The organism is Congregibacter litoralis KT71 (genome assembly GCF_000153125.2).
In the GTDB taxonomy this organism is placed as follows: Bacteria; Pseudomonadota; Gammaproteobacteria; order Pseudomonadales; family Halieaceae; genus Congregibacter; species Congregibacter litoralis.
In genome coordinates this window covers 2,665,746-2,681,815 of record NZ_CM002299.1, presented here as the reverse complement: position 1 = coordinate 2,681,815, position 16,070 = coordinate 2,665,746, and the positions used below count along the sequence as shown (strand labels likewise).

Genomic DNA, 16,070 nt, shown 5'->3' with positions numbered 1-16,070 from the left:
GGAGTTTAGTCACCGATGGGCAGGGGGGCCGCCTGCTTCACCGTCAGGAGGCTGAAGCTGGACTCGATCCCTTTGACCCCCGGAAATTGCAGGATGCCCTGCATGGCGATTTCCGAAAAATGATCCATGCTCTGGGCCACCACTTTAAGTAAATAGTCGTAGGCGCCACTCATGGCGTGGCATTCGATGATGTGCTCCTCCCGGGCCACCTGCACGAGAAAGTCCTGAGTCTTCTGATCGTCGTGTTTTTCCAATTGCACCTGTACAAAGGCCGTCACCTGGAGGCCCAGACTTCGCTGATTGAGGGTGGCACTGTAGCCGGCGATCACCCCCTGTTCCTCCAGTCCCCGAACCCGTCGCAGGCAGGGTGATTCTGACAATCCCACGGCCTGGGCCAATTCAACGTTGGACGTGCGGCCATCCTGCTGCAGCACCTCCAAAATGCGACGCTCGGTTTTATCCAGCTTTTTTGACATTAAATTGCTCCAAAATATTAAATATAAGCAGATTGAGTCTTTTTGTCGCTCATTATGGCAACAAATAGGAGGAATCTTTCGGGGGAAACTCTGTACCCTTAGGGCCTTGCTAGATCATTGATCAACTTGGAGAGTGCAGATGGCAGATGTTTTTGAAAATCCCATGGGCCTTGATGGTTTTGAGTTTGTGGAGTTCGCGGCCCTTGAACGTGGCGTACTGGAGCCCACCTTCGAAATGATGGGCTTTTCGCTGGTTGCCAAGCACCGCACCAAAGATGTGGATCTATGGCGGCAGGGCGGCATCAACTTCATCATCAATTATGAAAAATACTCCCCGGCCTACTACTACGCCGAGGAACACGGTCCCAGCGCCTGTGGCATGGCTTTTCGCGTGCGCGATGCCGCCTTTGCCTATCAGCGCGCGCTGGAGCTGGGTGCTCAGCCCATCGATATTCCCTGCGGACCCATGGAACTGAAGATGCCTGCTATCCGTGGTATCGGCGGCGCCATCCTGTACCTCATCGATCGCTACGAAGACGGCACGGCTATCTACGACATCGACTTCGACTACGTGGAGGGTGTGGACCGTCATCCCGAGGGCTGTGGCTTCGAACTCATCGATCACCTGACGCACAATGTGTACCGCGGTCGCATGGACTACTGGGCCAACTTTTACGAGAAGCTGTTTAATTTCCGTGAAGTGCGGTTCTTCGACATTAAGGGCGAGTACAGCGGCCTGAAATCCCGCGCCATGAGTGCGCCGGATGGCAAGATCCGCATTCCCCTCAATGAGGAAGGGCGCGCCGGTGGCGAGGGCCAGATCGAAGAGTTCCTCATGAAGTACAACGGAGAAGGTATCCAGCACATCGCCTTTGCCTGCGATGACTTGCCCGCCTGTTGGGATCGTCTCAAAGCGCGGGGCCTGTCGTTTATGACGCCACCGCCGGACACCTACTACGAGATGCTGGATGAGCGTCTGCCGGGGCATGGCGAACCCGTGGATGAGCTGAAGGCCCGGGGCATTTTGCTTGATGGCAGCACCGAGGGTGAGCCACGCCTGTTGCTACAGATTTTCTCCGAGACGCTCGTGGGGCCGATTTTCTTTGAGTTTATTCAGCGCAAGGAAGACGAGGGCTTTGGCGAAGGTAACTTCCAGGCGCTCTTTGAGTCTATCGAGCGGGATCAAATGGCCCGGGGTGCGCTGGGACAGAACGACGCAGCCTAGGTAAATCCAAGTGAATACAGGTAAACAAGGGCAGCGTAGCTCAGCTTACGCGGCTGACCTGATAGTGCTCGTCAAGGAGCTCCCGCACCAGGGGGTTATCGAAGCGGCGTTTTAAAGTGATGGCATAGAAGCTCTCGCTCAACGCGTCGAAATGCTTTGCCTCGACGAGCAGGCCGCTGTCCAATTCGTCCCGGACGACAATGGGCGGCACCACGGCAATGCCATGATCCGCGCGCGCCAGGAGACGGATCATGGCCATGTCATCAACCTCCGCCACGATGCGGGGCTGGATGTTCATGCGATCCAGCCAGGCGTCAAAATTGTTGCGAATGCTGCTCGCCTCCGAGGGAAGAATCAGGGGCTGAGTCGTCAGCAGCTCTTTGATGTCGATGTCCGGGGCAACGCGCGACGGACTCCCCACAATACTCACCGCCTGTTCATCAATGAGGTGTGTCAGCCAGGGGATGTCGTGGCTGACCGTAGGCGGCGTGTTCACCAGGAGCACATCCAGCTGCAGATCCTCGAGCTCCTTCATGAGCACCGAGAGTCCGTCAGAGCGCACCACAATATCGAGATCCTCCCGGGTGAGGAGAGGCGATAAAAAGCTCACCTGGAAATTACGGGAGAGGGTGGCCATGGCGCCAATGCGGATGACTTTGCTGGCCCGGGAATCGATGCCGCGCATGCTGCCCACCAGGTCAGCGCCGGCGGTGAATATGGTGTCGGCGTAATCCAGCGCGACGCGACCGGCTTCATTGAGCACCAGCTGGCGGCCTTTGCGATCGAATAGCGGGTGGCCCAGCTGCTCCTCCAGTTTCTGTATCTGCACCGATAGAGCCGGTGTGCTGATATGCAGAACCTCCGATGCGCGAGCCAGGCTACCCTCATGGGCTACGGTCCAGAAGTACTTCAAATGCTTAAAATTCAATTGCATAGGGAGATTTCGGACCTTTTTGGGCGGCATTAATAGTTAATTTTATATTAACTAATTGATTAAAACATTCTATTTTTTAATTCTGACATCTTTCCGTAAAGTGCGCCTCAGTCACCTAACTGAGCAGTGCAGCTATGAATCCTTCTCTCGCAACACCTCTTGCGGCGCCCCTTCACCTGCTCCTCGCAGCGATGTTTGCCGGTGTGCCCATCACCTGGCTGGTCACAGCCTTCTTTTGCCAGAAAGGCGATGACTACCGTCAGGCCCGTGCGCGGTTTCTCAGTCTAGCGGGCGGTATTGCGGCAATGATCTTTTCTCTTGGAGCGATCCTCCTCCTGTCCCTCCACGGACCGACAACGCTTTATGCCCCGGGCATTTTCGCCGAGGTCTTCTCCGTGCGTATTGATGCAGTGAGTGTCGCCATGACCACTCTGGTGAGCTTTGTAGGCCTGGTGGTGCTGCGCTTCAGCCATAGCTATCTCATGGGCGACGCGCGGCAGGCGGACTTTCTGCGCTTTCTCATGCAGACCCTGGCGGCGGTGAGCGTTGTGGTGATGGCGGGGAACGTGATCCTCCTTGTGGCTGGCTGGATCTCCATGAGTCTGTCCCTGCACCGGTTGCTGGTTTTTTACCCCGATCGTCCACGAGCCCAGTTGGCAGCGCACAAAAAGTTCATCATCGCCCGGGGCAGCGATCTTGCCCTGGCCCTGGCCGTTGGGCTCATGGTGGCTGCTACGGGCTCTACGGATATCGCGCTTATCGCCAGCGCAGCGCAGGACAGCGCCGACGTGTTTTCGGCGGCTCCGGCGCTGTTGCTGGTGCTGGCCGCACTGCTTAAGTCCGCACAGTTTCCCACCCACGGCTGGATCGCCGAAGTGATGGAGGCGCCTACGCCCGTATCCGCATTGCTCCACGCCGGCATCGTGAATGCGGGCGGTTTTCTGATTATCCGCTTTGCCGATGTGATTGCCTCCAGCGGCGTGGCGCTTTACGCCTTACTGCTGGTGGGTGGGATGACAGCATTGTTTGGCTCCCTGGTGATGCTGACCCAGCGCAGTGTCAAAGGCGCTCTCGCGTACTCCACGGTGGCTCAGATGGGCTTTATGCTCCTCCAATGCGGCCTGGGTGCCTTCTCTTCCGCCATGCTGCACATCATTGCCCACTCTCTGTATAAGGCCCATGCCTTTTTGTCTTCGGGCAGCATGGTGGATGTCGCCCGGGGTAATGGCTTCCCGTCCAAGGCAGCCCCGGTTCGGCCGGCACTCATTCTCCTGAGCCTGTTCATTGCCGGCGGTATCTTCGCCATCTGGAGCACCGTGGTGGGCATCACCATCGCCACCAAGCCCGCCATTGTTGGCCTGGGTGCCATCCTGGTCTTCGGGGCCATGCACCTGGTGATTCAGTCCAGCCGCGGCCAGGGTTCTGCCCTGGTGTTGTTCCGGGCCAGTTCTACGGCGGCGGTGGTGGCCGGTTTGTACTTCACCCTGCAGGCGCTCGCGGTGCTGGTGTTTGAGGGCAGCGTCCCCGAAGCGGGCAAGCTGGACGCGGTGCAGTTCGCCTTGATGATGCTCATGCTGGGCACCTTTGGCGCCGTCACGGTCCTGCAGTGGTATCTCCCCTCGGCGCGCAGCAATGCCCGCTGGCAGGCGTTCTGGGTGCATCTTTCCAACGGCTTTTATGTCAACCAGCTCTTTAACCAGTTCATCGCCCTGCCGCGAGTAAGCGGCGAGGCTAACCGATGATTTCTCACGAGGACTCTCCCATGACTGCACAAAAAACGGCAACGGTTACCACCCTTCCGGGCAGTCGCCCACCGGCGACAAGCGTCGTCCGCGAAGCGCTGGCGCAAGCGGTCAAGCGGGTCGCACCTCTCTGGTCCCTGGATCATTTTGTGGCGGTAAACCCTTTTCTGGGCTTTACCGAAGAGCGTTTTGAGCATGCGGCACGTCGGGTGTCTCTGGCCTGCGATGCGCAGTTGCTCATGCCCCGAAAGTTCTACCGCGAAGCTCTTGAGTCGGGTCGCATGGCGCAATCAGATATCGAGCGCGCGCTGTCGCAAAGCGCTCATGGAGATACCATCAGTCTTGATGCCCTCCTTGAAGGCCTTCAAAAGGAACGCGATGCCCAAGCCTCCAAAGCCCTCACAACCTGCGCCGACGTGGCGGCGACGATCAGTGGTAAGGATTGGTCGGCGCTCATCGTTGAACGCGTCTCCCACTGGGCATCCGGCTATTTTGATGCGGGACAGGCCAGCTGGCCGTCGCCTTTTCGGGATCTTCGTCCCTACGAGGCCTGGCGTCGCGAAGCGTCCATAGACTGCAGCGATACGGTGATGGGGCTGGCCTCCGCGCAGGACACTATCGCTGATCTACCGGACACTCCCGAGGCCCTGTGTGAGTACGCCCTGCAAAAGCTTGCGGTACCCGAAGCCTTGCTGGATCTTTATCTCCACCGGCTTCTCGCCAGTATCGGCGGCTGGGTGGCCTATGCGCGCTATCAGAGCTGGGGGCAGGAACTGGCAGGAGAATCTCCCAAGTGGGTGGTGGATCTTCTGGCTATCCGTCTCGCCTGGGAGCTTGTGCTCATGCGCGAGATGGCCACAGAGGGCGCCGAGATCGCCTGGCGCCGTGCGGTACAGTCGCATGTGAGCAGCGCTGATCTCCTGCGTGACCTCAACAAAGATGAGGCCATTGATCAGGTGCTGCAGGAGGCCTTCGAGCACGCCTGGCAGCGTAAGGCGATCAATGCGCTGGCAGCAAACAGCAGCAGTCCCGATGCCGCATCCGCCCGACCTTCTGCCCAGGCGGTGTTCTGCATTGACGTGCGTTCTGAGGTATTGCGCAGGGCCATAGAAGCCGCGGGCGAGAATGTCGAGACCCTGGGTTTTGCCGGATTCTTTGGCCTGCCCATCGAGTACCAGCCCCTGGCGGGCGAGGGCCGCGAAGCCCATTGCCCCGTCCTCCTGTCACCCGCGATTGCCGTCCAGGAATCCCTCCGGGGGGAGTCGGTGGAAATGACCAATCGCCTGTCCCAGCGGATTCGCCTGCGCCGGCATCTGGGCAACGGATGGCGGGCCTTCAAAAACTCGGCGGTCTCCTGCTTCGTGTTTGTGGAGAGCTACGGCCTGGCTTACGCTTACAAGCTGGCCGCGCATACCCTGGGTTTGTCGCGTCCCGAGCCCCATCCTTCCCATCGCGGTCTGCCACCGAATCTTGCCCGCAATCTCGGCCCGCAGCTCGCTCCGGTAGATGGTATCGGTGAAGGCATAGGTATTGAGAGTCAGATCGACTTTGCCCACTCCATGCTGAAGGGTATGTCGCTTACGGAGGGCTTTGCCCGGGTGGTGATGCTGGCGGGGCATGGTTCCTCCACGACGAATAACGCGCATGCCACGGGCCTGGACTGTGGTGCCTGCGGTGGACAGACCGGGGAGGCCAGTGCGCGTCTGGCGGCGATGATCCTCAACAATCCGCCGGTTCGCGACGGCCTCCGGGAGCGCGGTATTTCCGTGCCCGAGGACACGGTGTTTGTCGCCGCGCTGCATAACACAACCACCGATGCTGTGGAACTGTTTGACCTGGATGCCTTGCCCGACTCTCACAAGGGCGATATCAGCGACCTTCAGGACCAGCTTTCTGAGGCGGGAAAACAGGCGCGGGAAGAGCGCAGCAAGTTGCTGGCTTTTGCACCGGGTGCCGACCCCCTCGCTGCCATGGAGACCAAAAGTCGCGACTGGAGCGAAGTGCGACCCGAGTGGGGCCTCGCCGGCTGCGCGGGCTTTATTGCGGCTCCCCGGCGCATCACGCGGAACATTGATCTTGAGGGGCAGGCATTCCTCCACTCCTATGACTATCGCCAGGATCCGGACTTCAGCACCCTCGAGCTGATCATGAGTGCACCCATGGTGGTCGCCAGCTGGATCAGTCTTCAGTACTACGGCTCCACGGTAGACAATCAGGCCTTCGGCAGCGGCAACAAAACCCTGCACAATGTGGTTGGGGGGAGCCTGGGCGTTCTTGAAGGGAATGGCGGCGATCTTCGCGTAGGGCTACCCCTGCAGTCCGTGCACGACGGGGAGAAGTTTGTCCACGAGCCCCGTCGTCTATCGGTGTTTCTGGCAGCGCCCATCTCAGCGATCAACCGGATTCTGGATAAGCATCCCCAATTGCAGCAGCTTGTGGACAACGGATGGCTTAAACTCTTTGCTGTGTATGATGATGGCAAGGTAGTCGCCCGGTATATGGGCGACCTGCAGTGGGACGCTGCAGAAGCCGATGCCGCGCCAGCGGGGGTCGAGGAGGCCTGAGCTTGAAACAATTCAGAGATATCCTGGTTTACGCTGAGTCTGATGATCAGGGGTGCCTGGAGCAGGTAGTCGCCGTTGCCAAAGCCCACAGTGCCGCAATCACGGTGTGCGAGGTGGTCGAGCCAGCGCCGCAAATGCAGGATAACCGGGGTGTCATTGAGCGGGTCAGCAAGCTGCGCTGGTCCCGCGCTTTTCAGCGCCTGCGACGCATCTGCGATTTATTTGCCAGTCACACGGTGATTGATTACTCGGTGTTTACCGGTGTGCCCTTTGTCACCATCACCGAGCAGGTGGTGCAGCAGGATTTTGATCTCGTGGTGCATATCAGCGAGCCCGTGCAGATGGCCAGCGGCATTGGCCTGAACGCCACGGGCATGCACCTGATGCGTAAATGCCCCTGTACCGTCTGGGCCCTCCACCCCGAGCGGGAGCGCCACAGCAGCGACGTGGTGCTGGCTCTGGATAGAGAGCTGGCCAGTGGCACCCGGGCAGCAGAAGCCTTTGCCATGACCCTGGCGGATGCCGCTCTGGGTCTGGCGCAGACCCGCGATGGCAATGTGCATGTGCTTCACGCCTGGCAGGCATACGGCGCGGAGCTTCTGGATGATCCCGAACTGGAGCTCACGGACAGCGAGCGGCAGGTGTATCGTCGCCAACAGCAGGGCGACAGCGAGCAATGGTTCAAGCGCATTGTGCAGCGCATTGAGAGCATTGCTGATGACCCCGTGAGGGTTAAGGCGCATCTGATTGAGGGGATGGCCGTGCCCACGGTAGAGGAACTGGTGGAGCGTACGGATTCGGGTATGTTGGTGCTGGGTACCGTGGGTACCTCGGCGAACCCGGGCGTTCTCATCGGGGCGACGACCGAGTCCATCCTTGCCGGCGGCAATATTCCCGTGCTGGCACTCAAGCCCCCGGGCTTTGTCTCGCCCCTGATGCTGGCCCGTCAGGCTTGAGTGGCGACCTGACCCTGGACATCCCCTTCGGCTGTGCAACACTGATCGCCTGTGAGGATCTGAGAGGCCTGCGTAGTGCATGTCGCCGTTGTCAGTAGTCGTGTCGATGCCCTTGAGGAGGTTTTTGCCGGCGCGCTGAAGCCGCATATTCCCGAAGGCGTCACGCTGCGTTTTTATGCGGACAGCGACGCCCTGGATGATTGGGGGCGGGGTGCAGAAATCGCCCTGGGCGCTCCCGATGTGCTGGCTCCGCTCCTGGAGAGAATGCCGCATCTTCGCTGGGTGCAGTCCACCTGGGCGGGGGTCACGCCTTTCTTTGACGTTCCCCGGCGGGATTACCAGCTTACGGGCGTGAAAGACATCTTCGGTGCCAGCATGAGTGAGTATTGCCTGGGTTGGGTGCTGGCTCTGGAGCGCTCCATTCTCAGTCATGCCCAAGCCGTGTCCTGGCAGCCGCGCATCGATCGCGGTCTGTCAGCGCTGCGTGTGGGTATCGCCGGTGTCGGCAGCATCGGCGTGGCGGTAGCGCGGGCGTTTCAACCCTTTGTTCAGGAAATACGCGGACTCAACAGTGATGGGCGGGCGGTTGCGGGCTGTGATCGCTGTTTTGCAACGTCAGAGCGGCTGAGCTTTGCCCGCGATCTGGATGTGCTCATTATGATTCTCCCGGACACCCCCGCCACTGATGGGCTCGTGGATGCGAACTTACTGGATGCCCTGGCACCCGGTGCCCTTTTGATCAATGGCGGCCGCGCCAACGCCCTGGACCTTGATGCCGCATTGCGTGCCAAAGCCTCAGGACAGCTCAAAGCCCTGGTGCTGGATGTCTTCGAGAGGGAACCCCTGGACGATGATCATCCGCTCTGGAAAACCCCCGGTGTTTTCATCACCTCGCACACCGCTGCGCCGACGGACATCGCCAGTATTGCGCGGGTGTTTCTGGATAATCTGCAGCGCTATCAGCGGGGTGAGCCTCTGCAAGGGGTGATCGACTTTGATCGCGGGTATTAGCGCCGCGTAAGCCTCTTGGCGAGAGCCTAGTGGCGATCGCCCTGTCGTCTCCCCCGTGGTTTTTCCCGACGGTTCTTCTCTCCCATAGTCCCGTAAAGCTCCGTCTGCAGGCCAATGCCTATGCGCCGATCCTCGACCCGGTTGCTACGCCGGTCCTGATGATGCTTGAAACTACACTGACAGTCGGGACTCTTGCAGCCCTCCAGGGGCAGGGAGGGCGCGGCGGATCTGAGGTAGCGGACGTTGGCTGTTTCAAAGGCGATGGCGCAGGAATTTGGACAGGGTTTGACCGATACCGCTGCATAGGGCCCCCTGGCTGTCTGGGCCTTGCCGTCCGACGTGAGCGCGGTGTGAGCGGCGCGAGTACTCCGAGGTTGTTTACGCCGATTGGCGTGAGGCAGCTTCTCCCGGGGGCGGAGCAAAACCACCGCAAGAATGCCAACAAGCGCAACAATGCCAAGAGTCATTAAAACCATAGGGTCTCCCGCCTAACACCCCAATACTGTCACTGCACCGGGGCTGTTTCAAGGATGAGAGTTCGGGGCGCAGAGGCGCCCCAAAGTAGCGAGGAGGGCCGGGTCGCCTCCTGCGTTTTTGATCTTTGACCTTTGACCTCAGCGGTTGCGTCCCAGTCGTTCGTGAGCATCTACCCATTCGTTCTGTCGGGTCTTCTTATCGACACGCGTCGCCGCACCGAGAGACAGTTCGCCGGCGACCACCAGTGCCGCTGCGATTTCCGCCAGTTTCAGGGCCTTACCCTGACCGTGACAGTCCATCATCTTCAGGCATTCGCGCTGCGTGGGGAGATTGGTGCCGCCGCCATAGCTGGCAACAATCACACAGGGCAGGGTGATGGAGAAGTGGTAGTCGCCTTCCCGGGTGACGCGGTTGTAGGTCGTGCACTGATTAGACTCGCCGATGTTGGCGATATCCTGTCCCGTTGCCAGATACAGCGCTGCGAGTCCGTTTGCCGGGTGGGCCGCGTTGTTGGAGCTGTTGGTCAGAAAGGACGCGATGGTCGTAATGCCCTGACCGTAGTGCATGGCTTCCGGGGTGATGCGCAGGTTTCGCTCGAGTACTTCCCGGGGGATCGTGATTTCTGCGGTCACTCGCTTACCGCGGTTTTTCAGAAGATTAACGGAGGAGGTGCGTTTTTCCGTATCGAAGTTACCGGATAGCAGATAGTTTTTCAGCGCCGGGTAGTTTTCGCGGATCCACTCACAGGCGACAAAGGTTGCACGGCTGGTCATGTTCTGGCCCGCTGCGTCACCGGTGCTGTAATCAAAGCGGGTGTAGACGAAATTGTGCGCGCAGTAGTGCTCGATCTCGTCGAGCTTACCCACGGAGGTGGTGCTTTCGGCAACTTCCTTGATTTTCGGGAAATTCTCTACCAGCCACTGCTCAAAGTCCCGGGCGTCGCGGGAGTTGCGAAAAACAAAGCAGGGCGCCCGTTGCATGGCCTGACCCACGACGGTGGTCATCACACCGCCCGCTTCGCGAATCACTTTCATTCCCCGGTTGTAGCTGGCCAACATGGTGCCTTCTACCGTGGCCATGGGCACGTAGAACTCACCCTGAGCGTGCTCGCCGTTTACCAGCAAAGGTCCGGCGACGCCGATGGGCACCTGCACCACGCCGAACATGTTTTCGATGTTTCCGGCCATTTCCTGAGCGTCAAAGGAAAACTGTTTGGTGTGATCCAGGGTTGCCCCCGTGGTCTCCTCGATAAAACGCTGGCGCTTCTCGATAATCTCCGGGCTGTAATCGTCGGCACCGTCTCTGGGGATGGATTTGCTCATAGTCGTGTCTCCGTGAGAAAGGCGGCTAAACTACGTTTTCACAGCGCTTTCGTCAAACCGCAAAAAGTGCTGGGGCAATCCCTGGGGAGCGCTCCGGGGAATGACTTATTCAAGAATTGGAGGGGTGATAGTGCCCGGCTTTTATCTAAAAAATTCCAAAATGCTGGCTGGGGTGTTCGTCGCCCTGGCCCTGGTCTCCGGTCTCGCGCCGGCGCAGTCCATTGATGATGCCCTGTCTGTGGACCCGTCCCATAACGTCGATTATCCCGCTTCGGTCGTAGAGCTCAGCATTGAAAGTGGTGGACATCGCATGCCCGCGCATTTGTATGTCGCTGCCGGTGCCGGTCCCCATCCGACGATAGTGTTTCTGCACGGTTTGCCGGGCAACGAGCGCAACCTCGACCTTGCTCAGGCCCTGCGCCGCTTTGGTTTCAACACCCTGTATTTTCATTATCGCGGCGCCTGGGGCGCGGAGGGGGAGTACCGCTTCAGCCAGTTGCCCCGGGACGTGCTTGCGGTCCTCGAATACCTTCGCAACGAGAAGCATGCCGATCGCCTCCGCGTGGATCCTGAAGCGCTTTCTATCCTCGGCCATTCCCTGGGCGGCTATGCGGCGCTCGCCAGCGGTGCCCGGGACGAGGACTTACGCTGCGTTATTGCGCTGTCGCCGGCAAATCTCGGGCTCTGGCAGCTCGACGTAAAACGTGGCGGCGGCGAGACCAGTTCACGCCTCAAGGCCTACGCCGATGAGCTCTTTATGCTCGAGGGGTTTACCGGGGAACGCCTGGAGGAGGAGTTGGCATTTGTCGATGCAGCCGTATGGGATACCACGGGTTTCGGCGCGGGTCTCAAGGGTAAAGCCTTGTTGATGATTGTCGGAGAACAGGATGATGTAACGCCGGTGGCAACCATGTTTACACCGGTGGTCGAGGCCTATGAGGCCCTTGGGGGCATCGATATCACCGCTATGGTGATCAGCGGCGATCATTCATTTTCCTGGAGTCGGATTCAGCTCACCCGCGAGATTCTAGGCTGGTCGGACGCTCACTGCCGGGGAGCCCCTTAGGCGCAGTTGATCAGGAGAAAACCCTCAGGAGGGCAGCAGTAGCTCACAGCGCTGTCGGAAACGGCGGATTTTGCGCTGGGTTTTTCGTCGGGCAAAAAATGCCGACCAGGTGGAGAGGGGTATTAACTCCGCGTTGCCGATGCCGTCGACAAGCATCACGCGGTAGCCGTTATTTTCTTCTACGGCGACGATGTTGTGAGGCAACAGGTCGCGGCTCAGAATTCGCAGCTCCCCCACCGCGGTTACAAACTCCTCAATTCCCGCTTCCAGTGCCGGTGTCATGCCGTCTACGAGAAGCTGTTCAAGGTTCTTGGGCCAGCTGCCGTCGGCGTTGCGCATGAGCTGCGTGACGATACCCACCCCCATATCGGTTTCTTCCGTGCCGTGGTAGCGCGGTACGTAACGCCATAAGGTCTCACTGGCCCGGGTCAGGAGCTCACGATAGGCTTTGATTTCCTTGAGCTGGTCATCGAGAAAGCGCGCCGGCAGATGGCGCTTGAAGTCTTTTCGCAGAACCTTGCGCGCGGCACCCGTGCGGTCAGGACGCAGCACTTTGACACAGCGATTGGCGTGTTCCGGGTGTTGAAAACAGTAGCGGGTGCCGCCGACAAACAGCGGCCGTGAATACTTGAGTTTAAGCATGATTGAGTAACAAGCCCTGTGAAGGGGCACAGTTTACCGCAGGTCTCTGTTGTCTCCAGACTCTTTTTGACTGCAGGTCGCTGACATCGCATAGTAGCGGCGCGTCGTTCTGGAATGCTCCATGAGTTGGCTTAGATTCCCTTTTCCCGCACTGCTTTTGGTGCTCGCGGTGGTGCTCCTGCCCTTTGGCCGCATGATTGAGATCCCCATGGGCCTGCTGGCAATCGCAGGCCTGCTTATGGTGCTGCGGGCAAAAGGCCTGTGCGGCGCCAGCCACGGAAACCTCCTCCTGGCTCTTATCGCGGCCTTTGCCGTGCCCATGCTCATCTCCCTTCCCGATGCCATTGCGCTGAAGAAGGCTTCTCTGACAACCTTGGGGACATTGCGCTACGCCATGTCCTGTGCGGCGCTGCTGTGCTGGTTCCAGTGCTACAGCGAGGAGCCCCTGGAGCGGGACGGACTCCTCCGTGCGCTGGGATTGGCCGTCGCGCTTTTGCTGACGCTCTGGTGCGTCGACGGACTCTGGCAGTTTGCCACGGGGAGCAATGTGCTGGGTTATGGTGTGGGCGAGGGCTACATCAACGGTTTGTTTGGTGATGACGACAATATCAAGTTCGGGGTTGCTCTGGCGTTTCTCCTCCCCGTCGGACTGGTCTATGGGCTGCGTCACTGGCCGCCCGTGGTGGTAGGGGGGTTTCTTTTGCTGGTGCTGATTCTCATTGTGCTGTCGGGAAAACGCGCCGCATGGATCAGCGTGAGCGTCGAATTGGCCGCGCTGGGTATCTATTATTTTTTCCGCGGGCGGCTGGGACTGCTGAAAGTCGTGGCGGTCCTTGCTGTTGGGATTGCTGCGCTGACCTTTGCCTATCAGTCCAGCGACTGGGTGCGGGAGCGCAGCGTCGTGATTGTGTCGGCCCTCGATGAGCCCAGCTACACAGCGGTAAACAAAGCCACGGGGTTGCGACTGCCGATCTGGCGCACGGCCCTGGCCATGGGTGAAGCGCACTGGATCAATGGTGTCGGTCCCCGGGGGTTTCGCTACGCCTATCGGGATTTCGCCGTAGAGGGCGATCGCTGGGCACGACCCGCGGGAGAGGCGGGGGGCGCAAAGGCCTCCCATGCGCATCAGCTGCTTTTGGAGCTTTGGGCGGAGACCGGTGTTGTGGGACTAATGGGCTACGGGATTTTTCTGTTCCTGCTCGGGTCCGCATGGCAGCGGGGAGATGCCCACGCGCGCTCGCGGGCACTGCCCTATGGAGTGGCTCTCGTGGGCGTCCTCTTTCCCCTGAATACCCATCTGGCCTGGTACTCCTCCTGGCATGCGCTGTTGCTCTGGCTGTTTATCGGCGTGTTTTTGCTGGCCCTGAGTGAAAAAAGATCCCCGGAGAATGATCAGGCAATCGCGGAGCTGCATTCGTGATCATCAGTCATCAACATCGCTTTATTTTTGTAAAAACGCATAAGACCGCGGGTAGTTCCCTGGAGGTCGCTCTGGCGCGTGAATGTGGCGACAACGATATCGTGTCGCACATGGAAGACAATATCGCCAGTGGAATCCCGCGCAATTACGGTCCTACGTCCAGGCTGGGACCGGCCTACAACGAGATCAAACTACTGCGAAAAATTGTCGGTCGGCATTCGCCTTTGTTGGGAGAGTTCTACTATGAGCACATGCCAGCGTCGCGCATAAAGGCCCTCGTGGGGTCATCGATATGGGAGAGTTACTTCACCTTTTGCTTTGAACGAAACCCCTGGGATAAAGCGGTTTCCTACTATCTGTGGAAGCAACAGGGGCAGGGCCGGACCATGCCGCCCTTTGAAGAGTACATCGAGAAAAAGCCCCACCGCCTACCTCGGGATGCCGCACTCTATTTCGAGGGAGAGAATCTCCTGGTAGATCGCGTATTTGAGTTTCGCGAGCTGGGTCCTGCCTTGGAGGAGTTGAGGGACCGTCTGGGGCTGCGTCTGCCGGAACCGCTGCCTCGGGAGAAAACCGGCGTTGCCGTGGAGCGCAAGGATTACCGGGAATACTATAGTGATAAAAGTCGGGAGCGCATTGGCGAATTGTTTTCCCGCGAGATTGCTTTGATGGACTATCGCTTCAGCGGCTGACGTCGCGTGCTGCGAAAGGCTTCGCCGGCGCTGTTTGACACCTCTTAGCCCTCGATGTCCTCGGCGCCCTCGACTTAGGTGCTCGCCGGGGGCTTTCGCACAAAGTGCACATAGCCTGTGCGGGGACCGTCAATGCCCAGGTGCTTTCGTTTTTCCGCATCGGGCTCCAGGTCCTCAGGGGCGAAAACCTCCGTGAGGAATCCGGCGTCTTCCAGGCGCTGCTGGTAATCCGGTCCGTAATTCCGCACATGCTCATCGGGACGCTTATCCCAGGTCGGGCGCACATTGCCCGGTGTATTCGCTTCGGATGTTGCTTCAGCGAATAGCGGCACGTTTACCACCGCCCAGCCGCCGGGGCGGAGCACACGGAAGCACTCCGCGATGGCTTTTCTATCATCGGGGACATCCTGAAAAACGTGATTGCAATAGATCGCATCCATGGTTTCGTTGGGGTAGAGCATGTCCTGCACGTCCATGCGAACCATCACATCTTTGCGCATGAGATCCGCGGTGATGTAGCCCTCACCGATAGCACTGAAGAAAAACTCGCTGAGACGGGGCTCGGGCGCAACGTGAAGAAACTGCATGTGCTTTTGCAGAAGTTCGTTCTCGCGCTTTTGCAAAAACAGCCAGCTCAGACGATCTCTCTCCCGGCTACGACAGAGGGGACATACGGCGCCGGGGCGGGCCCGGTCTCCCGTACCGGCAGGCAGAAAATGCGAGAAGCTGTGGTCACAGACCGGGCAGTGAACCGCGTCTCCCCGATACTTGATCGGCGAGATCACCTGATTGCGCCAGTTCCGCAGACTGACTTCGAGAGACTTAAAAAACTGCATAGCTTATAGGTCGGTCACTGCGTCCCCGGGGGGACGCAGTATCGGGTCGTCTTTTAGCGAAAGATCCAAGATCTCAACCATAGCCTTACCCAACGGCTCGGCCGAAGACTTAACCGAAGACAAAGAAGGCCAGCTTGTTGCCATCAAGATCCTTAACGTAGGCACCGTAGAAAACATCGGGGATGCGCTGACCGGGTTCGCCGTCGCAGGTCGCGCCCAGTTCGATGGCCTTGGCATACAGGGTGTCGACAGCCTCTTTGCTCCCCGCAGTGATTGCTACCATGTTGCCGTTGCCCGGATGATTGGGCTCCTCGTCGTAGGGCAGGCAGACGGCGATCATGGGTTCGGCCATGCTCTTACCGATGAATGCGATACGGTCCATATCCGCGGTGACGGTGGCACCCATATCTTTGAGCAATTCGCTGTAAAAATTTTTGGCGCGATCCATATCGCTGACGCCGACGGTGACATAACCGATCATAGGTAGTTCCTCACATTAGATAACAAAGCTACGGGCTGTTCGTTTTATTTGTTGTTCTTTCACTGTTCGTTCGTTTTTGTTTCTATGCACACCCTTGTTCCGGTACCCGAGCGCCGGGAGTGCGCCTTCAAAAACGCCAGCGAATGGGCGCAGAGTGTAAAGCATAACGCAGCACAGGCAATCCGTAGGGAATCATGGCGAATGCTTGAGGCCAAAGGCCGGCTAC

At 59.0% G+C, this 16,070-nt stretch carries 15 protein-coding genes; 8 read left to right on the top strand and 7 right to left on the bottom strand.

What is annotated here, in order from left to right:
• Positions 1 to 5: 5 nt before the first annotated feature.
• The gene (locus KT71_RS12250) at positions 6 to 476 is read right to left on the bottom strand and encodes an Lrp/AsnC family transcriptional regulator (protein ID WP_008295069.1); all 471 of its coding nucleotides are present in this window, start codon (positions 474 to 476) and stop codon (positions 6 to 8) included.
• A gap of 139 nt (positions 477 to 615) precedes the next feature.
• Between KT71_RS12250 and hppD the strand changes: the two genes are divergently transcribed.
• A complete protein-coding gene (gene hppD, locus KT71_RS12245; RefSeq protein WP_008295070.1) occupies positions 616 to 1,701 on the top strand; it encodes a 4-hydroxyphenylpyruvate dioxygenase in 1,086 nt (361 codons plus the stop codon).
• Between the two features lie 40 nt (positions 1,702 to 1,741).
• Here hppD and KT71_RS12240 read toward each other — a convergent pair whose 3' ends face one another.
• Positions 1,742 to 2,635, bottom strand: coding sequence for a LysR family transcriptional regulator (locus KT71_RS12240; RefSeq protein ID WP_040363224.1), 894 nt, complete (start codon positions 2,633 to 2,635; stop codon positions 1,742 to 1,744).
• A gap of 134 nt (positions 2,636 to 2,769) precedes the next feature.
• Here KT71_RS12240 and KT71_RS12235 point away from each other — a divergent pair, with 134 nt between their 5' ends.
• The 4 genes from KT71_RS12235 (at position 2,770) to KT71_RS12220 (ending at position 8,908) form a co-directional block, all read left to right on the top strand.
• Positions 2,770 to 4,377 (top strand): proton-conducting transporter transmembrane domain-containing protein, encoded by a 1,608-nt coding sequence (locus KT71_RS12235; protein ID WP_008295073.1) that lies wholly within the window; start codon positions 2,770 to 2,772, stop codon positions 4,375 to 4,377.
• A gap of 20 nt (positions 4,378 to 4,397) precedes the next feature.
• Positions 4,398 to 6,941: a YbcC family protein gene (locus tag KT71_RS12230; protein WP_040363222.1), complete on the top strand. Its 2,544-nt coding sequence runs from the start codon at positions 4,398 to 4,400 to the stop codon at positions 6,939 to 6,941.
• Positions 6,942 to 6,943: 2 nt separating this feature from the next.
• Positions 6,944 to 7,897, top strand: a complete 954-nt coding sequence (locus KT71_RS12225; protein ID WP_008295075.1) for a universal stress protein — start codon at positions 6,944 to 6,946, stop codon at positions 7,895 to 7,897.
• A gap of 75 nt (positions 7,898 to 7,972) precedes the next feature.
• Positions 7,973 to 8,908, top strand: a complete 936-nt coding sequence (locus KT71_RS12220) for a D-2-hydroxyacid dehydrogenase (RefSeq protein WP_008295076.1) — start codon at positions 7,973 to 7,975, stop codon at positions 8,906 to 8,908.
• A gap of 26 nt (positions 8,909 to 8,934) precedes the next feature.
• Here the strand turns inward: KT71_RS12220 and KT71_RS19745 are convergent, their stop codons facing one another.
• On the bottom strand, positions 8,935 to 9,384 hold the full coding sequence (locus tag KT71_RS19745; RefSeq protein ID WP_023659716.1) for a hypothetical protein: 450 nt from the start codon (positions 9,382 to 9,384) through the stop codon (positions 8,935 to 8,937).
• A 138-nt stretch (positions 9,385 to 9,522) separates the two neighbouring features.
• Positions 9,523 to 10,707: a hydroxymethylglutaryl-CoA reductase gene (locus tag KT71_RS12210; RefSeq protein WP_008295078.1), complete on the bottom strand. Its 1,185-nt coding sequence runs from the start codon at positions 10,705 to 10,707 to the stop codon at positions 9,523 to 9,525.
• Between the two features lie 100 nt (positions 10,708 to 10,807).
• On the opposite strand from KT71_RS12210, the gene KT71_RS12205 reads away from it, so the two are divergent.
• A complete protein-coding gene (locus KT71_RS12205; RefSeq protein ID WP_202962351.1) occupies positions 10,808 to 11,773 on the top strand; it encodes an alpha/beta hydrolase family protein in 966 nt (321 codons plus the stop codon).
• 24 nt (positions 11,774 to 11,797) lie between these two features.
• Here the strand turns inward: KT71_RS12205 and KT71_RS12200 are convergent, their stop codons facing one another.
• Positions 11,798 to 12,415: a YrbL family protein gene (locus KT71_RS12200; protein WP_008295080.1), complete on the bottom strand. Its 618-nt coding sequence runs from the start codon at positions 12,413 to 12,415 to the stop codon at positions 11,798 to 11,800.
• 121 nt (positions 12,416 to 12,536) lie between these two features.
• Here KT71_RS12200 and KT71_RS12195 point away from each other — a divergent pair, with 121 nt between their 5' ends.
• Positions 12,537 to 13,835: an O-antigen ligase family protein gene (locus KT71_RS12195; protein ID WP_023659714.1), complete on the top strand. Its 1,299-nt coding sequence runs from the start codon at positions 12,537 to 12,539 to the stop codon at positions 13,833 to 13,835.
• On the top strand, positions 13,832 to 14,527 hold the full coding sequence (locus KT71_RS12190; protein ID WP_008295082.1) for a hypothetical protein: 696 nt from the start codon (positions 13,832 to 13,834) through the stop codon (positions 14,525 to 14,527). Before KT71_RS12195 ends, KT71_RS12190 begins: the two co-directional genes overlap by 4 nt.
• A gap of 74 nt (positions 14,528 to 14,601) precedes the next feature.
• On the opposite strand, the gene KT71_RS12185 is transcribed toward KT71_RS12190, so the two are convergent.
• Positions 14,602 to 15,363, bottom strand: coding sequence for a class I SAM-dependent methyltransferase (locus KT71_RS12185; protein WP_008295083.1), 762 nt, complete (start codon positions 15,361 to 15,363; stop codon positions 14,602 to 14,604).
• A 109-nt stretch (positions 15,364 to 15,472) separates the two neighbouring features.
• A complete protein-coding gene (locus KT71_RS12180) occupies positions 15,473 to 15,844 on the bottom strand; it encodes a VOC family protein (protein ID WP_008295084.1) in 372 nt (123 codons plus the stop codon).
• Between the last annotated feature and the right edge of the window lie 226 nt (positions 15,845 to 16,070).